This window comes from Dyadobacter beijingensis DSM 21582 (assembly GCF_000382205.1).
Taxonomy (GTDB): Bacteria; Bacteroidota; Bacteroidia; order Cytophagales; family Spirosomataceae; genus Dyadobacter; species Dyadobacter beijingensis.
In genome coordinates this window covers 225,895-249,386 of the sequence record NZ_KB907789.1, presented here as the reverse complement: position 1 = coordinate 249,386, position 23,492 = coordinate 225,895, and the positions used below count along the sequence as shown (strand labels likewise).

Sequence of the window (23,492 nt, the reverse complement as noted above, 5' to 3'; positions counted from 1 at the left end):
GGTTATTCTTTAATGTAGCCTTCCGTTTTCAGGAAGTTTTTCCAGTCCCCGATCAGGTCTTTCTTGAAGACGCGCGGGAATTTGTTCTGGCCGCCGAGCTTGCCTTTGGATTCCATCCAGTCGTAGAATGCCTGGTTGGGTAATACCGTTACAAACACTTCCTTCAATGCGTGACGACGCTCTACGGCGTAGTCGTCGTTCAGTTCGGCGAGTTTGGCGTCGAGTTTTTGTTTCAAAACTTCCGCATCCACATTCGATTCTTCCACGCCCACGTACCAGTCGTGCGCAAACATGGTGCCGTGCTCAATGCCGCAAACGGTAAATTCTTTCACCGAAATACCCATCTCGCGCGACACGAGGTCGATCGCCTTGTTCATATTGTCCACCGAAAGGTGCTCCCCGCAAAGGCTGAGGTAATGCTTCGTCCGGCCCGTGATCACGATTTCGCCCCGCGCCTTGTCCACGAATTTCAGGGTATCGCCGATCAGGTAGCGCCACGCGCCCGAGCAGGTCGAGAGCAGTAATGCATATTCCTTGCCTTCCTCCACCTCATCGATCATCAGCGTTTCCGCATTATCGAGCATGGTACCGTCGGAATCGAAGTTTTTAGGGGTAAAAGGGATGAATTCGAAGAAAATGCCATTGTCGCACACCAGTTCCATTCCCTCTGCGCCGGGGCGCGTCTGGTAGGCGATGAAGCCTTCCGAAGCGAGGTACGTGTTAATGTAATGCATCGGCTTGCCGAGCAACTTTTCGAAACCTTTTCTGTAAGGTTCGAAAGAAACGCCGCCGTGCGCGAAAACCTGCAAATTAGGCCAGATTTCGTGGATGTTTTTAACCTGGTAATGCGCGATGATCTTTTCAAAAAGCAGTTGAATCCACGCAGGCACGCCCACCACGAACCCGATGTCCCATTCGCTGGCTACCTTCGTAATTTCTTCCAGTTTCAGGCCCCAGTCGCGCTGGGCGGCGATTTTCTGTCCGGGCTTATAGTATGGCCGGAACCAGCGCGGAATCTGCTGGATCTGGATACCACTCAAATCGCCTGCAAGGCTGCCCGTATCGTGCGGGTTCAGGTTGGTACTGCCGCTGAGCATGAGGAAACCCTTTTCGTACAAATCCGGCGGGAGGTCCTTATAATGCCCCAACGACAAAATCTGACGGATACTGGTCTTTTGAATGGCCTTCGTCATCGCTTTCGTGACGGGAATCTGCTTGGAAGCGGCTTCTGATGTGCCCGAACTCAATGCATAATATTTGATCGTACCCGGCCAGCACACGTCCTTCTCGCCTTCGAGCGACTTATGCCACCATTCGTTGAAGATCTTGTTGTAGTCGTAAATGGGCACCGTGCGCTTGTAGAGCTCATAGAATGCGCCTTTTTCGGCAAACAGGATGGTGGAAAGCAGCTCGTCGAAATTATATTTTTCGCCGAACTCGGTATATCTGGCCTTGGCCAGCAATTTGGCCAGGGTTTTCTTTTGCTGCTGATGTAAACTTGCCTTGCGGCGGTTGGCAACGATGTTGCTGAAATGGATGCCTTTCTTTAATAAACTGCCTACTAATGCCATAGCTGTTGTTAAATTACAAATCCCAGGTCGATAGCTTTTTCAACGCTTCATACTCTGTCAGATCATATTGACATGGCACCACCGAAATATAATTGTTATCCAGTGCCCAGACATCGGTATCTTCTTTTTCCGTATCGAAATTCACAAACTCGCCGGCCATCCAGAGGTAGCCGCGACCGTTAGGGTCCACGCGGTAGTCGAATTTCTCCTGCCATTTGGCATGAGCCTGGCGGCAAACTTTCACGCCTTTTAATGCCAGATCAGTTTTCGCAGGAATGTTCACATTCAATGCAATGCCGTTTGGAATACCATTCTTCAATGCTTCCTCGGTAATGGACCTGATATAGGGAACGGCGTGGCTGAAATCCGCATCCTCCCTGAAATCGCAAAGCGAAAAGCCGATGGCGGGAATGCCCTCGATCGCCGCTTCAATGGCCGCCGACATTGTGCCGGAGTACAGCACGCTGATCGAACTGTTGCTCCCGTGGTTGATACCGCTTACCACAAGGTCGGGCTTGCGGTCCTGCAACACGTAGTTTTTGGCCAGTTTTACGCAGTCGGCCGGTGTGCCCGAGCATTCGTATTCTGTAACGTCGTCGAAAATATGGGTGGAATACAGCCGGAGCGGTTCACCGATCGTAATGGCGTGGCCCATGCCGGATTGCGGGCTGTTCGGTGCGACAACGATCACTTCGCCCAGCGTCTGCATGATTTCAACCAGTGTTCGGATTCCTTTTGACGTTATTCCGTCGTCATTTGTAACTAAAATGAGGGGTTTCATATATTTCTACTTATCGGGTGCTTTCTGCTTTCATGCCGTCGTTCTGCCGATGAAGTAACAAGGTTTTTAGGTGAATAAATATTTACTTGCGCTTTTCAAGCTGCCAAATTTAAGCAATATGCCTTCATTCGCAACACTGCACGCCTCCGTTGAGGACATACCAACTATTATTACAATTCAGGAAAAAACCTGGGAACCCACTTACCGTGACATTCTTAGCCAGGAACAGATCGATTATATGTTTGAAAAAATATATTCGCCCGAATCCCTGACCGAACAAATGCATTCAGGCCAGCATTTCCTCCTCCTGACCAGCGACGGCGACCCGGTCGGCTTCTCGGCGGTTTCGGAAGAGAGGCCGGGGAAGTTTAAATTACATAAAATATATGTCCTCCCCGCGACGCAAGGCACGGGGGCGGGTAAATACCTTTTGCACGAGACTGAAAGTTACGTGAAGGCTGGGGGAGGAACGGTGCTGTCGCTGAATGTGAACCGTTATAACAAGGCCCGGAGTTTTTATGAAAAAATGGGGTTTAGTGTCGTGGATGAGCAGGACATTCCCATCGGGCCTTACTGGATGAACGATTACATCCTCGAAAAGCCATTGAACTGAACCGGCTAAGCCGATTCAGTTTTCAACGCGAGTTTCATTTTCTTGATATTCTTCTGCTGACTTTTCAGGCCTTGCAGCGGTTGGTAATGGTTGCTGTTGACCACATAATAGCCGGTACCGTCATAAACGCGCTTGCCGGGGTGCGATTTGCATTCCGCCGAGCACGCACCTTCCATCTCCCAGCCGCATTTTTCGCAGATAGGTAAGTGGTTGTTGCATTCGGCATTGGCGCAGTTCACCATGCGGTCGCAGGGCTCTTCGCAGATGTGGCATTTGGAGATCACCGTCGGGTTAACCTTGTTGACGTCCACGGTGATGCGGTTGTCGAACACGTAGCATTTGCCGTCGAAATTCTCGCCGCCTTCTTCCAGTCCGTAACGTATAATACCACCGTGCAGCTGGTACACATCCTTAAAACCCTGGTCCAGCAGGTAGGCGCTCGCTTTTTCGCATTTGATACCGCCCGTGCAATAGGTGATCACCTTTTTATCTTTCAAATGGGATATTTCGTGCACGTGGTCGGGCAGCTCGCGCAGGTTGTGCATATCGAACGTGATGGCGCCTTTGAACTTGCCGACCTCGTGCTCGTAGTCGGAGCGCATGTCGACCAGCACAACGTCCGGGTCGTTCAGCATCGCTTTGAAATCGGCTGGTTCGAGATGTTTGCCGGTACGTTCTAATGGATTAACGGGAAGATCGGAATTCACGATCTCGTCCTTCACACGCACGTGCAGCTTCTGGAACGCCACGTTGTCGTGCTCCTCGACTTTAAACTGGACGCCGGCGAAACGGGCGTCGGAGCGCACATAATCCATATATGCCTCGCATTGCTCCGGCGTGCCGGATACGGTGCCATTCAGTCCTTCCGGCGCGACGATAATGCGGCCCAGCAGGCCGTTTTCCACGCAAAACAGGTGATGCTCATCGCGGTAAGCGTCGGGATTGGCGATGGGCGTGTAATAGTAATATAGGATAACCCGGTAAGGTTTCATAATTCATTTCTTTTCTCCAAATCAGCCGCAAATATACGAATAATGCAAGTTCTAAGAAAATGCCGAAAATCAGTTTTGCAACTGACCGGTTATTCACTGAAATACATATTTTTGCAAGCACTCATTCTCTTACTCAACTCATCCAGATTCTCTATGCACATCGCGATCATCGGCAATATCGGCGCCGGCAAAACGACACTGACCCAGATGCTGGGCGACTATTTCAAATGGGAAGTGATGTACGAGGCGGTAGAAGGAAACCCGTACCTGGCTGATTTTTATCAGGATATGGACCGGTGGGCGTTCAATCTGCAAGTGTATTTTCTCAACAGCCGCTTCGCGCAGGTGCAGAAGATCCGCGAGACGACCTATTCGACGATCGTCCAGGACCGGACCATTTACGAGGATGCCTACATTTTTGCCAGAAACCTGTACGAATCCGGCGTGCTCGTCGAGCGGGATTACAAAACCTACCTGTTACTTTTCGAATCGATCATCCGTACCGTTTCGCAGCCGGACATTCTCATTTATCTTAAAGCAGACATTCCCAAGCTCGTTTCACAGATCAAAAAGCGCGGCCGCGACTTCGAAGCCGACATTTCGATCGACTACCTGCAAAATCTCAACCATTACTACGAAGATTTCGTGCAGAACTACGAGGACGGCAAAATCCTCGAAATCGACGTCAATAACATGGATTTCGCATCCAATCCCGATGACTTCAATCACATCGTGTCGCTGCTCAACAAGGAATTGTTCTATGTGTAGGGCACTGCATTAGTGCATGCAGGCGATCGCCTTATTCAGCATGACGTTTTTTTGCGCATCGACGTTGAAAACTTTGGTATCCTCCGTGAGCAGCACTTCGATTTTCGTCGTGGCCTTCATTTTTTCGAGTTCTTTGCGCGTCACGGGCGAGGCGAGGATGAAAATGGGCTGCCAGTTACTGCGGTCATTAGCCGTGGAATAGAGCGAAAACTGCCCCTGAGGCGTCCAGAAGCGTATTTCGGTAAACATTTGGGAGTAGAATACCAGTCCGATGCGTTCGTTGTGATAGCTTAAAACGATTTCATCACCTGTGCGCGAGAGCGTCAGGTACTCCATTTTGTCGGCAAGCTGGATTTTGTGATAATGTACTTTCTTGTGATTGGACGGGCTGACAGTTTCCTTGCATTGAGCCATACACGTATTCTCGCTCACTGCCAGCAGGCCCATCACACCAAGCAGGAAAGTAAATTTCATGCAGAGGGCGTAATTCAAAACTTTCTTGATTTTCGGGGTTATTCAAACGTTTGTAAAGATAATCGCCTCATTTGTAGAATGCAATAGCGAATCGGGAAATGGTTACTTTACTCTCCGTTCCTCCGCCAGCTGCTTATACACTTCCCCAAGCTCGTCTTTCAGCTCCCTGATACGTGTTTCCAGCTTCTCGACTTCGCTTTTGTGGACGAGGTCTTTCATGTACAAGACGGTTTGCGGGTCGCCTTCGTGGCCGAAGAGCCAGTTGGGGTGAATGCCGAGCTCTTTGATAAGGATGCCCAGTGCATCGGAGGTGAATTTCTGGTCTCCCGAGAGCACTTTGGAGATTTTGGATGGGGATAGGTGCACGATCTCAGCCAGTTCGCTGGTGTTCAAGTGGTGTGCTTTCATGAGTGCCGCTATTCTTGCCACTTCTATCATTGCCAATAGTTCGGTTATGAACAAAACATTCGATTGGATTTAAAAGGAATCCAAATGGAATGTTATATGTACAATTTGTCCAGGTTAAGCGCTTTATGTAAATATAACAAAAGTCAGGCCAAATAGGTAAGGGGTGTGGCGAAAAGCGTGTGGGCACAAAAAAAGTGCGTCCGGTTTCCCGAACGCACTTTAACTTAATCGTGACCAGAAGGAGAGTCGAACTCCTATACCCGAACGGGCACTACCCCCTCAAAGTAGCGTGTCTACCAATTCCACCACCTGGCCGTCAATCGTGATGCAAAAGTAGTATTTAAATGATACGACGCAACATTTGGATGCGTATTTTTTTGTTGAAAAATCGGCTTTTAGGCAAAAAAACCTTCGGTTTTGACCGATTTGATCGTAGTTTCGTGGCTCAAAATGCGCCTACGGCGCGGAAGATCAGACGGTTCGGCCCGCATGCGCGACGGGCTTCGCAATATTGAAAATTTTTAGATTTAGTAATTAGCATAAAAGCCCTGGCATGATCCAAGGCTTTTTATGTTAATTACCGATATGTCAAATCCATGATGCCTGTCTGCTAGGTCGAGAGCGGGCGGCCGGCAGGGATGTTGATCCGCTGGCGGTTGTTCGGGAACGTAGCGCGCCTGGCGGTGAATTTCGCATTCACATATTCTACCATATCGATTTCGCCGGTAATGGTGTCGCCCGACAGCTTCCCGTAGAATGTCATCGTCAGGTTGTCGCCCGGCACGCTGAAACGGCTCTGGAAGCGTACTTCGTCGCCATCGATGTTGCCGTATAGCTCACGTGTCGCGAATTCGCCCTTGTGCGTACCGTAGAGGTAGTTACCGTCCTGGCGCTCGATGATGAACGTGTGCTTGCTATTGCTGGTGTAAAATTCGATGTCCACATCCCAGCGGCCCGCAATTTCGGCCGACGGCGCTTTCATGGTAGCTTCCGCTTTCGGGGCGCTGCGCTTACGGGTCAGGATTTCGAAAATGCGGTCGGCGACGATCTTGTCATTGCCGGGGCCCATCATATAGGCAGCCACGGTAATGGACGTGGTAGGCGGGCCTGATTGGGCCGCTGCCTGTCCTCTGCGGAAGCCGGTACCGACTGCCACGCGCGGTTTGGTCGTTTGGAGCTCGTCGGCCACTTCCTGGCCGGTGATATTGAGCTTGGTAGGGTCCCAGGTGATCGTCAGTGTCGGCGTCGCGTTGTCCAGGGCGCCTTCTTTCGGCTCCTTGATTTCCAGTTTGGCACTGGGTACGCTGTTCAGCTTTTTTGAAATGGTATCGAGCCACGAAACCCACATTTTCATTTCGGCCTTGTGGTCGCGGGTGGCCCATGCTTCCACGGCGGCCAGCATGCCTATTACCTCCTCGCGCCCCACCTTATTGTTGCGGCAAGGCCCGTGATGCGGTGCGCTGGCCTGCCATGCCGACATCAGGACGTCCTTGCTGCCCAGCATGAGGCCAGCACATTGCGGCCCGCGGATTACTTTACCACCACTGTAAGCCACCACCGAGGCGCCGGCTTGCAAGTGGATATTCGGGATCGTCAAACGTTCCGCGGCGGCGTCTACGAGCAGAGGTACGCCGGCGGGTTTGGCGATGTCCGCTACGGCTTTTACCGTCCACGGCTCGTCGCCGGGCATCATGTAAATCATCGCCGTGCGCGGCGTAATGGCTTTTTTGAGTTCTTCGATGGTTTCTACCGTGATGATCTTGACGCCCACGTTGCGAATCGCGTGGTCATACACGTTGCGCGAGGAGCGGGGGATAATCACCTCTGTTTTTTCAAAACCTTCGAGATTTGGAATGCGGATCAGCTTTTCGGGGTTGCCGCCGGCGACAATGCCCGCTGTAACCTCGTTCATACCTGCCGCGCAGCCCGACGACACCATGCCCCATTCCGAGCCGACGATTTCAGCCAGGCGTTGGCCTACGCCGAATGCAAGCTCATCGATCTGCACATTGTATTGGCAGGCATATTCCATTGCCTGGCGCACTTCGGGCAGCTCGATGGATGCGCCGATAATGGTGAATGTCCCCCGGCAGTTGATGATCGGTTCCACGCCGATCGACTGGTAGATTTGCGGTCCGGCCTTCAATGGTCCTGGTGCTGATACTGCTGCGGCGGCTTTCTGGAACCATTTCGGTTTGCTGCTCTCGGCAAATGCCGCCGACGTGCTCAGAACGCCTCCTGCAAGCGGGATCATCGAAAGGTCTTTGAGAAGTTCTCTGCGTTTCATTGGTGTTAAGGTATGGGGGTTTTGAATGGTTAAAGGGCTTGGTGGGAATTGGTCAGGTATTGTCAGGTATTGTCAAGTGTGGTCAGGTGTTGTTTAAGGATGCCTGATTTTGTTTGGAATACCCTTTTTCCGAGATAAATATCTTCCTTTTTGATTATCTCGGGCCTGCTCCCTGGCCCTGCTGTCCCTGGCCGCCGGGAGGGCGTTCGGGGCGTGGGAGGTTAATCGGGTCCACGCGGGCATTGAGCGTGTACACGATGTTGCCGGCACGGATGGTCGCCTCGGTTTCAATGCGTTTTTTACCGGTAATCTTGCCGTCGCGGGCGTAGAAGCCGAAATTGCCGTCACGCAGGTTCAGGATCGCGATGTCTGCGGGAGAACCGGGCGAGAGGTTACCAAGCTCTTCGTGGTGGATTTCCTGCGCCGGGTTCCAGGTGCTGGCTTTGATCACACTTTTGAAATCCATACCCATTGCCAGGAACATCGACATGATGTTGTTCATATCCTTCATCGCATTGTTCATACTGCTCGTATGCAGGTCAGTGCTGATGGAGTTGGGGTAAAAACCCTGTTTAATGGCTGGCTGGCCCTGTGCGAGCAGGAAGCTCGACCCGCCGAAGCCTACATCGAAGATCACCCCGCGCTTCTGCGCTTCGATGGTGTAGGGCTTCACCTTATTGGTAGTAACGTCCACGATCGACTCACGGCCGCGGCCGCTGTTGTTGCTGTTACCGCCGAAGCAATGCGTATAAATGTCGCCTTTCCGGAATTTTTTCAGGTATAATTCTTCCAATGGCAACACGGGATTGGCGCTGCCGAAATCGACCATAATGGGAATGTTGGCCAGCGTGCCCGCTTCCAGCGCGCGGTCGGTAGGCGTCCAGTCGTGGCCTACATAATGCGCCAGTTTTACGCCTACAATGTCATTGGGATACTTTTTGGCCATTTCAGCAGTGGCCTTGGCGTCCATTTCATCGAGGCTGTTCTCGAATTTGCCGCCGGCCATGCCCTCCCCAACGATGTTCAGCATCGCCAGAACACGCGTTTTGGAGAGGTCGATGGTCTGCTTTTTGAAAGTTTCGAAAGTTTTCCAGCCCGAGCTGCCCGCGTCCACGACGGTGGTCACGCCCGAACGGAAAGTAAAACCGTCCGCTTGCAAGCCGTTGGGGCCATTCCGGTAAGTCCCTTTCAGGTCGGTACCCCAGAAGAAATGCACGTGAATGTCGATAATCCCGGGCGTGACGTAGAGGCCTTTGGCATCCACCACCTGCACGGCGAGCGCGGGGTCGATGTTTTTGGCCACGAGTGCGATCTTACCGTCTTCGCCGCCCGGCGTGCCCTCTACGGCCACGTCCATCACTGCGTCGATGTTGTTTTTCGGGTCGATCACGTGTCCGCCCTTGATGACAATGCTGTACTTCTTCGTCTGAGACCACGCCGGATGGCATAACAAACCCAGCAACAGGCAGGCTGCAAAGCTGAAAACTCTCATAATGGGTAAAGGGTTTAGGATAGTTAAATGCTTCTGTACAATGCTTTTGTGATCAGGCTGCATATGATGAGGACAGCCATTTAAATGCCGAACCCCCATCATATCCCGACAATTATTTTTTATCCCACCAAACGCGTCCCAGGAGGGCATCGCTCTGGGCTTTTACGCTCGGATCGAGCGGGAATCCCTGGCGTTTCAATGCCTCCTGCTGGTTGTCGTTGTTGGTGGCGCGTTCGTCGGGGTAGGGCAGGCGCCGGAACATTTCGCCACCCGTCACGGAGCCCGGGTAGGGCTTGCTGCCTTCCCAGTTTTTGAAATTGAATTTCGGAAAACCCGTCCGCCGCCAGTTCGACCATACCTCATGATCGTCGCCCAGCAGGCTCAGCCATTTCTGGGTGGAAATCTGCTCTTGCCGCTCAGCCACGGTACCATTCGTTTTATACGGATAGCCGGTAGCGAGGTAAGCCGCAATGGCGCCAGCCGGAATAGTGCTGCTGTTGGGCGAAAGCGATGGTACATTCGGCCAGAGCGCCCATTGCTGCATGGCGCGGGTCACGGCCAGGTCGTAGGCGGCTTTTTCCGATGTGCCTGTGTACCAGCCTTTCAGTACCGCTTCGGCCACCAGCAGCTGGGCCTCGGCCGGGCTGAGGATGATCAGCGGCGAAGTTTCGCGGTTCCACCAGATCGGCGAGTATTCCGAGTACGTAGGAAAATCTGCTGGGTAGCCCAGTATCGAGCCGGGTACCATGCCTTTCTGGCTCGCCATCGTCGTGTCGGGCACGTAGGCCGAGCCTACTTTGGTCCACACCACGGAAAGCACATAAATGCGCGGGTCGCGTGTCGTTTTGAACTGGTTGATCAGCGTGCTCGACAGCTTCTGGCCTTGTGCATTATCAGGGTCCTGCGTGGCCTGATATTCCGTGTACGGGGCACGGGGGTTGGTGGCCGTGGCGCTGTATTTGAGGTAGGCAATGTCGCCGGTTTCGGACATCACCCCGCCGTTGATGGCGATCAACGCATATTTTTTCGCCGTTTCAGGGTCTTTTTCCGATAGCCGCATCGCGAGCCGGAGCATAAGCGTGTAGGCGAATTTTTTCCATTTTGGAATATCACCCGCATAAAACACATCGGCACCCGCAAATGTCGGCATCGCCGGGTTCAACGACGCGGCTGCTTCGTCGAGCTCTTTGAGCATATCCATATAAATGGCTTGCTGGGTGTCGTACTTGGGTTTCAATACATCGTTCAGCGCCAGCGACGCTTCGAAATAGGGCACGTCGCCCGTCGCGTCCGTAAGCGTATGGTACCCATATACGCGCACAATCCGGCAAAGGGCGATCTTGTTTACGTCCTCGGGCATTTTCAGGGCGTCCATGCATTGTTTGATCGCATTGAACTGCGTCGAATAAATGGTGAACCCGAAGCCTGGAATGTAGTCGAACTGCTTGCCTCCGATATCGGGCACGTCCTTATAGGTGGCCACATATTGCATGCCCTGGTGCAGCTGGCCGCGGGTTTGCGGCATGCCCAGCTCGATTTGCGTGAACAGGTAGCTCGGTATCACGTAGTCGATCTTGTTCGGGTCGTTGTTCAGGTTGGTAAGCACGTCGCTGTTGCAGGATACCATTGTCCCGATCAGGGTTGCGACCGCTGCCTTATATGCTGTTTTGATAAATCTCATCTTCATTGTGTCGCTTTTCAAATGTTAAAACTTCAACATAAGGTTGAAACCGAAATTACGCGTGCGCGGCATGTTCACGCCGCCCGTTCCCTGCGCATTGGTCACCGATTCCTGGAATTCGGGGTCGAGACCGGCGTCTTTCACGCGTTTGTCGCGGTAAAGGATGAACAGGTTGCTGGCTACAAGCGCGATGGAAGCCGATTGCAGGCGCAGCGTGCGCAAAATGGCGGCGGGAATATTGTAGTTCAGCACCACGCGGCGGGCCTTCACGAAGTCCGTTTTGTAGGTAAAAAGGGCAGAGTACCCGCGACCGAGCTGGTTGTAATATGCCTGGATATTGGCCGGCGTCCAGAGGTAGCTGAACGAATCGCCGTTCTGGTCCACGCCATTGAGCTGCAAACCATTATCGCGGCCTTCGAGCGTAAGCGGAGCGAGCCCGAAACGGGTTGCGTAGAACATCAGGTTGTTATATCCCACTGCGCCGAATTTCCCGTCGAGCAACACATTGAGCGAGAAGTTTTTATACCGGAAAGTGTTCGTCAAGCCGATCGTGTGCGGCGGGTTGCCCACCCCATAGGCAATTTCCTCTGCTTCCGGATAATGGCTGATCGAGTTATACACCGGCGTGCCGTCGGGCATTGTCTTGGGCTTGATCACCATTACCGTGCCGTAGGGCAGCCCCGGGCGGTTCACGATCCGTGCGCCCTGGATACCATTGCCGAGCGAAATCTCCGCCACGGTCGGCGCCAGTTCCACGATCTTGCTTCTGTTGTAAGCATAATTTAAAGTAATGTCCCATCGGAAATCATTCGTTTTCAACGGGTTGGCAGTAAGCAATACTTCCACGCCACGGTTGGTTACTTTCCCGATATTGACGTTACCGCCATTAAACCCGCTCGCCTGGGAGATATTTACGCTTACAATGTCGTTGGTGGTCACCTTACTGTAATAGGTAAAATCGAGTCCCAGGCGATTGCGGAAAAACTTGGCTTCGAAGCCTCCCTCGGTCGTCGTGACGGTCAATGGACGAAGGTTAGGCGTCGGCAGGTTCGAGGATACGTTCTGCGTCGGCAGGTTGTAGCCGTTGGTGGTGGAAATGGTGTAAGTCTGGTTTACCTGGCCGGCATTCACTGTGGCGCTACCCACTTTGGCCCACGAGCCGCGCAGTTTCAGAAAGCTGATCTTGGTCGGCAGGTCAATGAGGTCGGACAGGATGGCCGAGCCGCCTACCGATGGGTAAAAGATCGAATTGCTGCCGGGGTTGAGCGTCGAGAACCAGTCCTGGCGGCCGGTGAATGAGAGGAATATCATCCGGGCATAATCGAAATCCGCCGATGCGAAAAGTGAGTTGGTGCCCGTCCGGCGCTCGACGTGCAGCGGGTTGGGGTCGCTGGTAGCCGTGGTCGTGATCGTGCTCAGGTTGGTGAGGCTGATAAAATTGGGGATTACGAAGTTGATACCATTTAAATTGTTGGTAATGAACGTCGAACGTTCCTGGTTGCCGCCGGCCATCGCACTCACGCTGAAATCTTTCAGGAATGTGGAGTTATAGTTGATGGTAGCCTGCACGTTGGTGATCGATTGGTTGCCATTGCTCGTGTTCAGTGCGCCGAACGGCTGCGAGTTCTTGCCAATGGGTACAAAGTCGGAGCGCTCGAAATACTGGAAGTCGCGCTGCGCCTTTCCCAGGAGGAAGAGTTTGGGTGACAGGTTCATTTGAATGCTCCCCGATGCGATATACCGCTTCGTTTTGTCCTGGTTACCCATTTTGTTCACGATAAAATACGGGTTCGGCGCTTCGGGAGCGGGGTTCCACGCCAGCTCGCGGCCGGTTTCGGGATTGTAGCCCGGCGACAGGTTGCGGATGTCGACGGTGTTGGCGACCAGGTATACTGGCCAGGCCGCATTCATTTCGGCATAACCGACGGTCGGTCGGTTTTTACCATTCACAATATTGTACTGCACGTCCGATTTTACGATAAACAGGTCGTTCTTGCCCAGCTTGGTCATCAGCGAGAGGTTGGCCGTCTGCCGTCCGTAGCTCGAATTGGGCTGCATGCTCCGCGAACGGAGGTCCGAGAGCGACAGGCGGCCGTTGAATGCTTCGGTACCGGCATTGAATGCGATGGTATTGGTAATATCGGTGCTGTTGCGGTAAAAATTCTTGATATTCTCCTTCACACCCACGGCCGCATACGGATGCATCTTGCCGTCTACCTGCATGTATTCGATGGAAGGATCGACTTTGGCGCCATATGATAAGCGGCCCGAAGCCTGCGCTTCCGCGACTGTTTTCGGAATGTTGCCATTCTGTCCCTGGCCGTATTGTGTCTGAAAATGGGGGAATTCGCTCGGCGTACCCATCGTCGCCACGGAATTGAACTCGACGCCCACGCCCTTCTGCGCCCGGCCCGATTTGGTGGTGATCAATATTACACCGTTCGCTGCCTGGCTTCCGTACAATGCCGCCGCCGCGCCGCCTTTCAGCACCGAAATGCTTTCGATATCGTCGGGATTGATCATCGAAATACCGTCGCCGCGGTCGATATTGAGGCCGGTGGTGTTCTGGCTCGCGCCACTGTTGCTGTTGTTGATAGGGAGGCCGTTTACTACGTACAATGGCTGCTGGTTGGGATTGGAGCTGCTGAGCGAGTTGTTACCGCGGATAATGACCCGGCTGGAACCGCCCGGCCCGGCGTTGATCTGTGTCGCGTCCACGCCCGCCACTTTGCCGGTCAATGCGCTGGCAATGTTGTTGTCGCGCGCCTGGGTGAACTCTTCCCCGCGTACTTCCGCCACCGCGTAGGCGAGGGCTTTTTTCTCTTTGGCAATACCTAATGCCGTTACCACCACCTCGTTGAGCGCCTGTGCGGAAGGTTTCAGTTGCAGGTCGATCACGCTCTGGTTGTTGACCGGTACTTCCTGGCTTTCATACCCTACGAAACTGAAAATCAAGGTGCCTGTTTCGCCGGGAAGCGTAATTTTGAATGCACCGGTAGCGTCGGTCACCGTGCCGGTCGAGGTGCCCTTCACCACCACGCTTACGCCGGGCAGCGGTTCTTTCTTCTCGTCGGTTACCTTGCCAGTAAGGTCTTTCGGCGGCAATGGGCGCACGACGGGCATGCTGATCGACGTTAAGGTGCCGGCTACCAATGGCCGCATCGTTTCTTCGGCCATGCTGGTCGGCTCGTCGGCCTGCCGGCGGGTTTTCGCGGCTTTGATCACCACCGTTTTCCCCACGATCGCGTACGTGAGCGACTGCCCGGCCAGGCATTGGTCGAGGGCTTTTTCCAATGTCGTATTGCGCACGCTGATATTCACTGCCGTCGTCTGTTTCAGCAATGCGTCGTCATAAAAAAAGGTATAGCCCGACTGTTTTTTGAGTATGTCAAAAACCTTTTCCAGCGCCAGGTTACTGCCCGAAAGCGTCACTTTCTGGGAGTAACTGGCCGCATGGACGTGCAGACAGGCGATAGTCATGAGGAGTAAAGAAAGTTTCACTATCCTACCGATATTAAAGTTTTCGCAAGACCTTCCATAGCCCTTTTCGTAAGAGCGTAGTTTTCTGTACATTTGAAATGTTTGGGTAAGTTGTTATCGAATTTTTCGCAAAAGGCGTAACACTCCCGGCCGGTTTCCGGCGGGAAAAACAGAACCCGGACACATCCCCAACCAACATTGGGAGGCTAATCAGGGGCGGGCCAACGCTCCTGATTTTTTATTTGTGCCCGTTTACATTACAATTTGGGATCGGTCATTAAGGAGGTAATGATATTTTCATGCGCAAGAGGGGTTAGGTGGTTTAAAAAAGGTATCGGTTCAATAACATTCCATCGGATTCAAGGCTTCAAAAGCACCTGCTTTTCGGCAATATCGAGGTGTACTTTGCTGATTTCCAGTATTTCCAGCACCTGCGACAGCGTGGCGCTCCGCGGGATTTCCCCGCTGAACTTGCGGTCGGGCAGCTTGCCTTCGTAATGCACTTCCACGTCGTACCATTTGGTCAGCTCACCCATAATCTCGGCCAGACCGGCCTTTTCAAACCTGAAATAGCCTTCTTTCCACGCCACCGACTGCCGCACGTCCACTTCTTTCACCTGAATGGCAGCCGATTGGCGGGCGACGTTGGCTTGCTGGCCTGGTCTCAGGAGGCTTTTCCGGTTGCCTTTCCGTATCCGAACCGAGCCTTCGAGCAGGGTGGTTTTGATGCCACCCGCGTCTCCGTAGGCATTGATGTTGAAATGCGTGCCCAGCACTTCCACTTCCACGTCGTTCACTTTCACGATAAACGGCACTCTGCGCGGCGCGGCAGTGCTTTTGTCGGTAACCTTGTTGATCTCGAAATACGCCTCCCCGTTGATTTCCACGCGCCGGGCCACATCGTCGAACGCCGTCGGATAGCGGATCGAAGAGGCTGCATTGAGCCATACCTTGCTGCCGTCGGGGAGTACGAGATGGTATTGCCCGCCGCGCGGCGTTTTCAAGATATTGTAGCCAATACGGGCCGATTTCGCTTCCTTGCTTACACGGTAGGCCAGCTGTCCGTCCCCTGTTTTAATGACAGAAACGTCACCCTGGCGCGTCAGTACGCCTTTCGAAACGTGATCGAGTTCAATGGTTTTGCCATCCGAAAGCGTCAGCAATGCTTTGTTGCCGCCGGGCTGGATGTCGTTGTTGATGATCACCGAGGCTACCGCCTTTTCGGTCACGGTAATGGACTGCTGTTTGTAATAATATAAACCGATCCCCAATGCCAGCAGCGCACTTACTGCTATGGATATACGTCGCCATAGGAAAACCGGTTCCGGCGACGAATGCGCATGTTCTTCCCAGTCTACGGAAGGTTCCGGCCGCTGCGCGAGAACATTCTGCAGCATCCGTTCGCTTTGTTCTTCCGGAAAAATATCACGCTGGCCGGAAAATGTATCCCATGCCTCGGCCATGAGTTGCTGGATGATCTTCTCGTTCTCGATGCCTTGCAGCAATGCGGCAAGTTCGAGCCGTTCGTCGGGCGTGGCAGTGCCGTCGAAATGGCGGTAAAAAAGATACGTCCTGCGGCTGCTGTCCATTCAATAAATTTTTTAATTCTACCGATAAGACACCGAATATTAGGCGCAGGGTCAATGTGCTGAAATAAATTTTTGAAATATTTTAAAAGTGAGGATTTTCCTTCGGTATTAGTTGGGCAATACCTGCGTCAGTCCCAGCAAAATGCCCATGACGTTGCGCGCGTGGCATTTGACGTACTTCGAAATCGCTGCCAGCGCGAGGCTCACGTGCCTTTTGACCGTTTCCCGCGAAAGCTGCATCCGTTGGGCTATTTCCTCGTGTTTGAGACCCTCTTCCCGGCTCATGCGCCATACTTTCTGCTGCTGCGGGGCGAGCAGCGAAACCGCGTCTTCGATGATCAGGTAATACCGCTCGCGGTCGGGTGCGTGCTCTGGATCTTCCGAAAACGGAATGTCGGCGGCCCATTGCTGGTAAAGCAGCGCCTTGCGCGCTTCCTCGCGCATGATGTTGAACGTATGGTTGCGCGAGGAGATGAACAGATAGGCGCGGAAATTGTTCACCCCGCCGAGCTGCTCGCGGCGGGTCCAGATCTTGATAAATACGTCCTGGACGATTTCTTCCGTCATCGGCAGCGACTTCGTGATGCGCAGCACATAATCCGCGAGCTCCTGGTGATACGCATGGAAAAGCCGGGAGAATGCTTGCGAATCTCCTTGCGCTACTTGATCGAGTAACTCCGGTTCGTTGTAGGTTACTTTCAGAGGCACGACAGGGTTCTTTAAAATAGTTAGGGGCTGATACCGGCATTACCAGCTTTATAAAGTTAGGAAAATATTATTTTTTACCTACCTGAATATTCGCAGCGGGGCCGATTTCCGGTTAAAGTACAACACATTCCCGTTTGTTTAAATCATTTATTTCTTAAATTTTGATAATGAAGAAATTATGATGATGAAAATGGTGTAAATGCGAAATAAAGTAACTCAAAAGTGACTTTTTCTGGTATTTCATGTATGCCTTAAAAAGATCGGCTTCGCGGCGCAACGGCGAGGTGGCATTCAGCGTAAAATGTTGCAACGAACCTCGGACCCTTATGAAGCACTTTCTACGGTTGACAATCCTTTTCTGCCTGTCTTTTAGCGCCGCCCGCGCGCAGGTGGACTGTGCCAATATCGGTTTCGAGCAAGGTAATTCCAATGGCTGGGTGCTTACGTACGGCGCCGTTACCGATGCCAGCCAGCAAACGGTGTATCAAAGCGAGTTCAACGGCACGCAGAACAACGAACATTACGTAACGAGCATTTCCGACGGCAACGATCCGAGAATACCGTCGATCCCGATGGTGGCGCCGGGGAGTACGCATTCCATCCGCATCGGCAATGTCAACGAGGGCGGGCATTACAGCCGCATCCATACCAACTATACCGTTTCGGCCGACAATACCCTGTTTCAATACAAATTTGCCGTGATTCTGCAGAATACCGGCGCCGACGGCCGCGCTAACCACGAGCCTTACCAGAAACCGGGTTTCAATGTACTCATATTCGACAGCAAGGGCGAGGAACTGCCTTGCAGCAGCTACGACATCCAGCTCGAAGGCGCCAATACCGTCGAAGGTTTCCAGGCATCGGGCGACATTCAGTACCGAAACTGGACGATCGGGGCGATAGACCTGCGGAATTTTATCGGAAAAACGATCACCATCGTCGTGACTGCCCACGGGTGCACGCGCATGCGGCATTTCGGCTACGCCTATTTCGATGCGGAATGCCTTAAATCGGAGATCAAGCAGGTTTCCGACTGCCCGGACGCCGATGGCTTCCTGACACTTGCCGCTCCGGAAGGTTTTGGTAAATATACCTGGAACAATGGCGAGACGTCGCAGCAAATCCGCGTGAAGGCAAATGTGGGCGACAAATTCCACGTCGATATGGTGCCCCGCGGGAGCCTGGATGAGTCATGTGCGCTGGGCCTTGATTTTACCGTTGATTTTAAAAAGAAAACGGCCACGCTGGTACAGGCCATTTGTGAGGGCGAGGTGTTCCCGCTGGGCGACACCCTGCTGAAAACGAGCGGCATTTATGTGCGGAATGTGAGCAAAAGCAATGTGTGCGACAGCACGGTGACACTCACACTGACGGTGAACCCCGTGGGCAAATTCACCCAGAATCTGCGGATCTGCGAAGGCGAAAGCGTGTCGGTAGGGGACAGCATTTATACCGTCGCCGGCACATACGTTCAGAATATCCCGCAACCGACAGGGTGCGACAGTGTGGTGACGACCATCCTGGATGTCGTCCGAATAGACCTCGCCGTGACGCCGACGCTCTCGATCACACAGGGTGATAGTGTGCATGTGGAGCCGCTCATTGAGCCTTCGGGGAGTTATGCTTACCATTGGGACCAGCCCGGCCTCTCCTGCGCCGATTGCCCCGATCCGTGGGCGGCGCCGCAGCAATCGACTTTGTACCAATTGGAAGTGTCGGACCCCGACAAAGTTTGCACGCGGCAGGCGCGGGTGCAAGTGTATGTGAAGCCCTGCGGCATCGAAATCCCGGACGCATTCTCGCCCAATAATGACCAGTTGAACGAAATCTTTTACGTGTACGGCAATACGTGCGTGAAGCAGGTGCGTGACATGTTCATCTACAACCGTTGGGGCGAGGTCATTTATCGGAAATCCGACTTCGCCGCTTCCGATCCTGCTTCAGGCTGGGACGGTACCTACCACGGCCAACCAACCGCCCCTGGCCTATATCCCTACAAAATCCGCGTAGAGTTAAATAACGGGACGTTTTTGAGTTATAAGGGCGTTGTGAATTTGCTTCGGTAGCTGCTACAAATCGGATATTGAATGCCCTTGTACTCGCAATAGTTTTTCAAAGCCTCCTCACTGTCCGCCAGCAGCTTTTCCAGTTCGGATTGGTTCGTTTCTGTGGTCATGTTTTTTATTAAAATGTGTGTTATTGTTTGTCTTCATTTAATGCTTCCAGAATTTTAGCGATCAAATCCAGGACATTGTCAATTTCTTCCTGCGTCATGAACTCAGACCGATCGCGAAGGTACTGCCGAAGCGCAGCTGCTGCATTCGTAGGTGAAATTCCTGCATGGCAATAGTGTGTTAATAGATTAACGACACTGTTTGTGTCGTTACGAATCAACCAGTGATTAGTACTAAACATTTTCTCTAAAATATAGCATCTTTCCTTGATTTTTTACGCTGCTTAGCATTATCGCACGTTATTGTATAATTTACCAACTAGTTGGGCGTGCCTGCGTTTGCAAGGCCGTCCTGGCCGTATTACTCAACATAACTCCTCTGATGAACAGATTACTACTCGCCTTTGCAGGCGTGGCCACGCTTTCATGCGGCCGCGCGAAAAGTACCTCAACAACCGTTCTTTCGCCCGATTGCGGCAAATGGGTCGTCACCGTCACTAATGGTGATGCACCCCAAAATGTTCAGTTTATCGCAGACAGTATCGAATCCTACCAGGAGGACAAAGTGGTTTTGTTCGCCGCTGGGAAACGCGCCATCTGGTCCGGTGACGAGGTGACGCTTGCGCGGTATCAGTGCCCGTGAGGGGGGGGGCTGACGGCTGACGGCCGATTGCTGACCGCCGACCGCCGAATGCTGACCGCCGACCGATGACCGCTGACGGCTGACGGCTGACGGCTGATCGCTGTTGGCCGAATGCTGACGGCTGACTGCTGACCTGTTGGCCGATTGCTGGCGGCTGATGGCCGACCGCCGACCGCTGATCGCTGATCGCTGTTGGCCGAATGCTGACCGCTGACCGCTTTGGCGATTGTTGGCGGATTTTAACTTGATAAGCCTGGTTTTCAGGCTCTGTGCTCTGCGCATTTGTCTGAAACCGGGCTCATTTTTGGCGCCGTCATGCTATTTCTGCGTTTTCCGGAAGAGCCGCTTCTTCAACACGCGCTGGTAGAGCAGGTTGTTCAGCCAGATGAAGAGCAAAACGCCGATGACGATAAATACCGCATTCAGTTTATACGAAAACCCGATGAACTTTTCCTTGCCGTCCAGCGAGAGCTCAAAACGTAGCCATAAACGTTCAACGGAGGTGGTTGGATTATCGAACGGCAGGGCTTCGTCGTAGATGATCGGGGTGATGAAGTGGCCAGTTGTGTCCATATAGCCGTATTTGTCGTTGATACGGATCATCGAAATGCCGTGGTTGAAGTAGGAGGCGAAATCGTATTTCAGGGGCGTGCGGACCTTGCCGGACTTATCGATATGCCCGAATTTGCCGTTAATGGCCACGGCGGCGCGGTTTTCGGCGGTGAAGCCCGTCGCCTCGTCGTACAAATGCCGGATGCGCAGCTTGCCGGTCTTATCGATACAGCCCCATTTGCCGTCTTTTTTTACCCAAAACAACCCGTTGGTCGGCTTCCGGGTGTCGGTGTAGTCGAATGGAACGATGAGGTCGCCGGTGAAAGGACTGATATATCCGAACTTATCGCCGTACTGTACCCGCTCCATGCCCTGGCCGGAGTATTTGTATTCGGGGTCGATATCGTCCAGGGCCACAGGCACTTTCAGTACCATATCCTTGTCGATAATGCCGTATTTGCCTTTGTAATTGAAATGGTAAATGAACTTGGCGGCCTTGATTTCCTTTTCGATAAACCGGCTGAAATTGAAGTTCAGGATATGGAAATCCATCGGCCTCTGGATCCACCAAAGCACGTCTTCTTTCGTATCCTGGTTGCAGAGGAATGCGATGTCCGAATCTTTGATCAGGTAAGATTTGTCGTAATGGTGAATAGGGATTCTGTAAATTTCCTTGCCGGTCCTATCAATGTAGGAAAGCCCGTATTGCTTTCCGGCGGGGTAAATGACCCAGGTTTTGCCATTTCTGAAACGGTCGGTAGAGGTATATTTCGGCTCGATCACCACCTTTCCTTTTTTGTCCAGAAAACCATGCAGCCCGTGCCCGTCCGGGCCGAGTTCCATCGGTACGAATTCCGCCAGTCCATCGGCAAAATCGCCGATGTCGCGGTAGGCAGGCGTGAGTTTCCGGCCGCCTTTGTCCGTAATAAATGTTTCGTAGGAGCGGCAGGGGACATTCACTTTCTTGACGACGTACACATCGTCATATTCGCGGTAATCGTTGTATTCTTTCAGCCACGTTTTGCCGGTAGCGGGTTTCGTTTGGGCCATTGCCCAGGCCGGTTGCAGTAGCAGGAACAGGAGTGCGAGGTTACGAAAAGGCATTCAAAACACGGGTTTCTGGTGAATCCGGGCCACTGCGGAAGTTCTTTCCGGAAGGCAGGGACGGGACAGGCATTTGTTTCCAACCTGCAAAAAACGAAAACTTGGCAGCATTACCCATTTCCGGGCGCGTAATTATTTGAGAAAATAGGTTTAAATTCCATGCTGTAATGCCCGCCGGGCGCCAGTATTGAACCCGTAATTTGTTTGTAAAAACCATGTCGTCGGACCGGAACGAACAGTTTTACTCGCGTTTGCCCGCCAACCATATCTCCCTGGGCGAACTCCTGACCGAGGAGCACCTTTTCTACGAGGTGCCGGCGTCATGGCATGTGGTGATCACCGATATCCGCAACTCTACCAATGCCGTTGCGTCGGGTTTGCACGAAACCGTGAACCTGATCGCGACGGGCAGTATTGTGAGCGTGCTCAACATCGCATTCAAAGCGGGCATTACAATGCCGTTCTTTTTTGGCGGCGACGGCGCCACATTCATCCTGCCGCCTTCCATAGTCGACCCCGCTATGCGTGCGCTGGCTGTTTTTCGCAGGAATACCAGGGAGAGTTTCGGGCTCGACCTGCGCATTGGTACCATTCCCGTCAGCGAGATTTATGCAAATGATTTTGATCTGAAACTGAGCAAATTACGTGTTTCAGGCACATTCTCTATCCCGGTCGTGCTCGGGGAGGGCCTTTATTATGCGGAAAAAATAATCAAAAGCGAAAGGTATTACTTCAATTACGAACCGGCCGCCGATGACGAGCTCGACCTCACGGGAATGCAATGCCGCTGGGACCGCATAGGCCCGCCCGAAAACGACCAGGAAGTGGTGACGCTTCTCGTATGCGTTCCTGCGGGACGGAAGCAGGCGGCATACTTCGCAAAGGTAATGGAGCAGATCGACGGCATTTACGGTCCCTACACGCGCCGCCAGCCCATTTCCGTCCCGCGGTTGATCTGGAAAACGACTTTCAAGAAAATGGAGATGGAAATGGTGGTCAGGAAAGGGTATGCCAATATGCTGGGCATGGTTGCCTCTTGGATCGCCTGGCTGACAGGCTACGTATATTTCAGGACGTCACAAGGCCGGAATTACCTGAACAGCCTGGTCGAGATGTCCGACACGCTCGTGATCGACGGGAAAATCAACACCGTCATTACCGGCACGCCGGGGCAGCGCGCGGAGCTGCAAAAGGCCCTCGACGAAATGGAGGAAGCCCGGGAAATCCACTACGGCCTGCACGTGAGCAACGAATCGGTGATGTCGTGTTATGTCCATGATCTTAAAGACGGCCATATTCATTTCGTCGACGGTGCCGAGGGAGGCTATACCAAAGCCGCCGGCATGCTGAAACGGAAGCTGCGCGATAGCCTTGGTCAGGGATAGCCAGGCATTGTCAATAGCAACTACCAAATCTGCCCCGCATTCTCGATCAATATATAAGGGACCACTTTCTTGTTCCATTTATCGCCATACAGCCTGCGGGAGTGGTCTTTGGCGAGCTGGTAGAAGCTGTCCCATTGAGTGGGGTGGATGGTCTGGCAGCCTTCGCTGGACGTGGTGTTGTAGCCCCCGCGGTGGATATTGATGCCGAACATGCCCGTTTCCTCGTAATCGGGGTTGCCGTCGCGGATGACGGTGACGGGGGCGGCGCGCTGGCAAATGGCCGGGTAGCTCGATGATTTGCCGCCGTGGACATCGAACCGGTGGGCGTAGTAAATGCCGGGTTTGAGCCGGGCGATGCCTTTTTTAGCCGGTGTTTTCGGGCGGAATATTGATGGATCGGTGTTGGCGTTGAAGGTGGCCGTCGCGCCGGGCGACATGACGAAAAGCGCATCGTCGTAAATACCTCGATCGTTGGCGCCCACTTTGCCGAGATTATCGCGGTAGTAGCCGCGGATACCTACAATGAAAAGCGGGGAAGCGCTGGTATCCAGGCTGAAATCCTGGATGAGCTCCATAATGCGGCTGAACGACAGCCGGGGTTTGTTGGCGGGGAGTGCGACGGGCATAGCTGTAAGGTTTTGGGTGACAGGCAAATATAGACCCGCCATATGCGAATTGATCATACGGAAAGCTGAAATTGAGTTTCCGGTCGGTGGGGGATTTTTAAGTAAATCGGACGGGCATTTGGCTTGTAATGCCGGCGGCCTGCCATGGTCGGCGCCATATCTCTC

At 53.0% G+C, this 23,492-nt stretch carries 18 protein-coding genes and 1 tRNA gene; 5 read left to right on the top strand and 14 right to left on the bottom strand.

Features of this window, described 5'->3' with window-relative positions; genetic code table 11:
* Nucleotides 1–2: 2 nt before the first annotated feature.
* Together H144_RS0119545 and surE are read right to left on the bottom strand one after the other, a co-directional pair.
* Nucleotides 3–1,571, bottom strand: a complete 1,569-nt coding sequence (locus H144_RS0119545) for a GH3 family acyl-acid amido synthetase (RefSeq protein ID WP_019943791.1) — start codon at nucleotides 1,569–1,571, stop codon at nucleotides 3–5.
* Nucleotides 1,572–1,584: 13 nt separating this feature from the next.
* Nucleotides 1,585–2,352 carry a 5'/3'-nucleotidase SurE gene (gene surE / locus H144_RS0119540; RefSeq protein ID WP_026350840.1) on the bottom strand — a complete coding sequence of 256 codons (768 nt, stop codon included), beginning with the start codon at nucleotides 2,350–2,352 and terminating at the stop codon, nucleotides 1,585–1,587.
* A gap of 118 nt (nucleotides 2,353–2,470) precedes the next feature.
* Between surE and H144_RS0119535 the strand changes: the two genes are divergently transcribed.
* Nucleotides 2,471–2,965, top strand: coding sequence for a GNAT family N-acetyltransferase (locus tag H144_RS0119535; protein WP_019943789.1), 495 nt, complete (start codon nucleotides 2,471–2,473; stop codon nucleotides 2,963–2,965).
* A 5-nt stretch (nucleotides 2,966–2,970) separates the two neighbouring features.
* Here the strand turns inward: H144_RS0119535 and trhO are convergent, their stop codons facing one another.
* A complete protein-coding gene (trhO, locus tag H144_RS0119530) occupies nucleotides 2,971–3,957 on the bottom strand; it encodes an oxygen-dependent tRNA uridine(34) hydroxylase TrhO (protein WP_019943788.1) in 987 nt (328 codons plus the stop codon).
* 153 nt (nucleotides 3,958–4,110) lie between these two features.
* Here trhO and H144_RS0119525 point away from each other — a divergent pair, with 153 nt between their 5' ends.
* Nucleotides 4,111–4,725, top strand: coding sequence for a deoxynucleoside kinase (locus tag H144_RS0119525; protein WP_019943787.1), 615 nt, complete (start codon nucleotides 4,111–4,113; stop codon nucleotides 4,723–4,725).
* A 9-nt stretch (nucleotides 4,726–4,734) separates the two neighbouring features.
* Here the strand turns inward: H144_RS0119525 and H144_RS0119520 are convergent, their stop codons facing one another.
* From H144_RS0119520 to H144_RS32250, 9 genes are all read right to left on the bottom strand, one after another.
* Entirely contained in the window at nucleotides 4,735–5,199 is a 465-nt protein-coding gene (locus H144_RS0119520) for a hypothetical protein (RefSeq protein WP_019943786.1), read from the bottom strand.
* Nucleotides 5,200–5,301: 102 nt separating this feature from the next.
* Nucleotides 5,302–5,607, bottom strand: coding sequence for a helix-turn-helix domain-containing protein (locus H144_RS0119515; RefSeq protein ID WP_019943785.1), 306 nt, complete (start codon nucleotides 5,605–5,607; stop codon nucleotides 5,302–5,304).
* Between the two features lie 231 nt (nucleotides 5,608–5,838).
* Nucleotides 5,839–5,922 (bottom strand) — tRNA-Leu (locus H144_RS0119510).
* 295 nt (nucleotides 5,923–6,217) lie between these two features.
* Nucleotides 6,218–7,894 carry a PLP-dependent transferase gene (locus tag H144_RS0119500; RefSeq protein WP_019943783.1) on the bottom strand — a complete coding sequence of 559 codons (1,677 nt, stop codon included), beginning with the start codon at nucleotides 7,892–7,894 and terminating at the stop codon, nucleotides 6,218–6,220.
* Nucleotides 7,895–8,048: 154 nt separating this feature from the next.
* Nucleotides 8,049–9,386, bottom strand: coding sequence for an amidohydrolase/deacetylase family metallohydrolase (locus tag H144_RS32255; protein WP_019943782.1), 1,338 nt, complete (start codon nucleotides 9,384–9,386; stop codon nucleotides 8,049–8,051).
* Nucleotides 9,387–9,498: 112 nt separating this feature from the next.
* The gene (locus H144_RS0119490) at nucleotides 9,499–11,073 is read right to left on the bottom strand and encodes a SusD/RagB family nutrient-binding outer membrane lipoprotein (protein WP_019943781.1); all 1,575 of its coding nucleotides are present in this window, start codon (nucleotides 11,071–11,073) and stop codon (nucleotides 9,499–9,501) included.
* Between the two features lie 18 nt (nucleotides 11,074–11,091).
* Nucleotides 11,092–14,547, bottom strand: coding sequence for a SusC/RagA family TonB-linked outer membrane protein (locus H144_RS0119485; RefSeq protein ID WP_019943780.1), 3,456 nt, complete (start codon nucleotides 14,545–14,547; stop codon nucleotides 11,092–11,094).
* A gap of 359 nt (nucleotides 14,548–14,906) precedes the next feature.
* Nucleotides 14,907–16,136: a FecR family protein gene (locus tag H144_RS0119480; RefSeq protein WP_019943779.1), complete on the bottom strand. Its 1,230-nt coding sequence runs from the start codon at nucleotides 16,134–16,136 to the stop codon at nucleotides 14,907–14,909.
* A gap of 108 nt (nucleotides 16,137–16,244) precedes the next feature.
* Nucleotides 16,245–16,844 carry an RNA polymerase sigma factor gene (locus H144_RS32250; protein ID WP_019943778.1) on the bottom strand — a complete coding sequence of 200 codons (600 nt, stop codon included), beginning with the start codon at nucleotides 16,842–16,844 and terminating at the stop codon, nucleotides 16,245–16,247.
* Between the two features lie 326 nt (nucleotides 16,845–17,170).
* Between H144_RS32250 and H144_RS0119465 the strand changes: the two genes are divergently transcribed.
* Together H144_RS0119465 and H144_RS34395 are read left to right on the top strand one after the other, a co-directional pair.
* Nucleotides 17,171–18,910 (top strand): T9SS type B sorting domain-containing protein, encoded by a 1,740-nt coding sequence (locus tag H144_RS0119465; RefSeq protein WP_169409414.1) that lies wholly within the window; start codon nucleotides 17,171–17,173, stop codon nucleotides 18,908–18,910.
* A 489-nt stretch (nucleotides 18,911–19,399) separates the two neighbouring features.
* Nucleotides 19,400–19,660, top strand: a complete 261-nt coding sequence (locus tag H144_RS34395; protein WP_019943774.1) for a hypothetical protein — start codon at nucleotides 19,400–19,402, stop codon at nucleotides 19,658–19,660.
* A 318-nt stretch (nucleotides 19,661–19,978) separates the two neighbouring features.
* Here the strand turns inward: H144_RS34395 and H144_RS0119450 are convergent, their stop codons facing one another.
* Nucleotides 19,979–21,316: a WG repeat-containing protein gene (locus tag H144_RS0119450; protein WP_019943773.1), complete on the bottom strand. Its 1,338-nt coding sequence runs from the start codon at nucleotides 21,314–21,316 to the stop codon at nucleotides 19,979–19,981.
* A gap of 200 nt (nucleotides 21,317–21,516) precedes the next feature.
* On the opposite strand from H144_RS0119450, the gene H144_RS0119445 reads away from it, so the two are divergent.
* Nucleotides 21,517–22,701, top strand: coding sequence for a DUF3095 domain-containing protein (locus tag H144_RS0119445; protein ID WP_211220701.1), 1,185 nt, complete (start codon nucleotides 21,517–21,519; stop codon nucleotides 22,699–22,701).
* A 20-nt stretch (nucleotides 22,702–22,721) separates the two neighbouring features.
* On the opposite strand, the gene H144_RS0119440 is transcribed toward H144_RS0119445, so the two are convergent.
* On the bottom strand, nucleotides 22,722–23,327 hold the full coding sequence (locus tag H144_RS0119440; protein ID WP_019943771.1) for a hypothetical protein: 606 nt from the start codon (nucleotides 23,325–23,327) through the stop codon (nucleotides 22,722–22,724).
* Nucleotides 23,328–23,492 lie beyond the last annotated feature (165 nt).

Excerpts from the sequence above, each read along its gene's own strand:
- H144_RS0119545 (WP_019943791.1), bottom strand. The coding sequence starts at position 1,571 with ATGGCATTAGTAGGCAGTTTATTAAAGAAAGGCATCCATTTCAGCAAC.
- surE (WP_026350840.1), bottom strand. The coding sequence starts at position 2,352 with ATGAAACCCCTCATTTTAGTTACAAATGACGACGGAATAACGTCAAAA.
- H144_RS0119535 (WP_019943789.1), top strand. The coding sequence starts at position 2,471 with ATGCCTTCATTCGCAACACTGCACGCCTCCGTTGAGGACATACCAACT.
- trhO (WP_019943788.1), bottom strand. The coding sequence starts at position 3,957 with ATGAAACCTTACCGGGTTATCCTATATTACTATTACACGCCCATCGCC.
- H144_RS0119525 (WP_019943787.1), top strand. The coding sequence starts at position 4,111 with ATGCACATCGCGATCATCGGCAATATCGGCGCCGGCAAAACGACACTG.
- H144_RS0119520 (WP_019943786.1), bottom strand. The coding sequence starts at position 5,199 with ATGAAATTTACTTTCCTGCTTGGTGTGATGGGCCTGCTGGCAGTGAGC.
- H144_RS0119515 (WP_019943785.1), bottom strand. The coding sequence starts at position 5,607 with ATGAAAGCACACCACTTGAACACCAGCGAACTGGCTGAGATCGTGCAC.
- H144_RS0119500 (WP_019943783.1), bottom strand. The coding sequence starts at position 7,894 with ATGAAACGCAGAGAACTTCTCAAAGACCTTTCGATGATCCCGCTTGCA.
- H144_RS32255 (WP_019943782.1), bottom strand. The coding sequence starts at position 9,386 with ATGAGAGTTTTCAGCTTTGCAGCCTGCCTGTTGCTGGGTTTGTTATGC.
- H144_RS0119490 (WP_019943781.1), bottom strand. The coding sequence starts at position 11,073 with ATGAAGATGAGATTTATCAAAACAGCATATAAGGCAGCGGTCGCAACC.
- H144_RS0119485 (WP_019943780.1), bottom strand. The coding sequence starts at position 14,547 with ATGACTATCGCCTGTCTGCACGTCCATGCGGCCAGTTACTCCCAGAAA.
- H144_RS0119480 (WP_019943779.1), bottom strand. The coding sequence starts at position 16,136 with ATGGACAGCAGCCGCAGGACGTATCTTTTTTACCGCCATTTCGACGGC.
- H144_RS0119465 (WP_169409414.1), top strand. The coding sequence starts at position 17,171 with ATGAAGCACTTTCTACGGTTGACAATCCTTTTCTGCCTGTCTTTTAGC.
- H144_RS34395 (WP_019943774.1), top strand. The coding sequence starts at position 19,400 with ATGAACAGATTACTACTCGCCTTTGCAGGCGTGGCCACGCTTTCATGC.
- H144_RS0119450 (WP_019943773.1), bottom strand. The coding sequence starts at position 21,316 with ATGCCTTTTCGTAACCTCGCACTCCTGTTCCTGCTACTGCAACCGGCC.
- H144_RS0119440 (WP_019943771.1), bottom strand. The coding sequence starts at position 23,327 with ATGCCCGTCGCACTCCCCGCCAACAAACCCCGGCTGTCGTTCAGCCGC.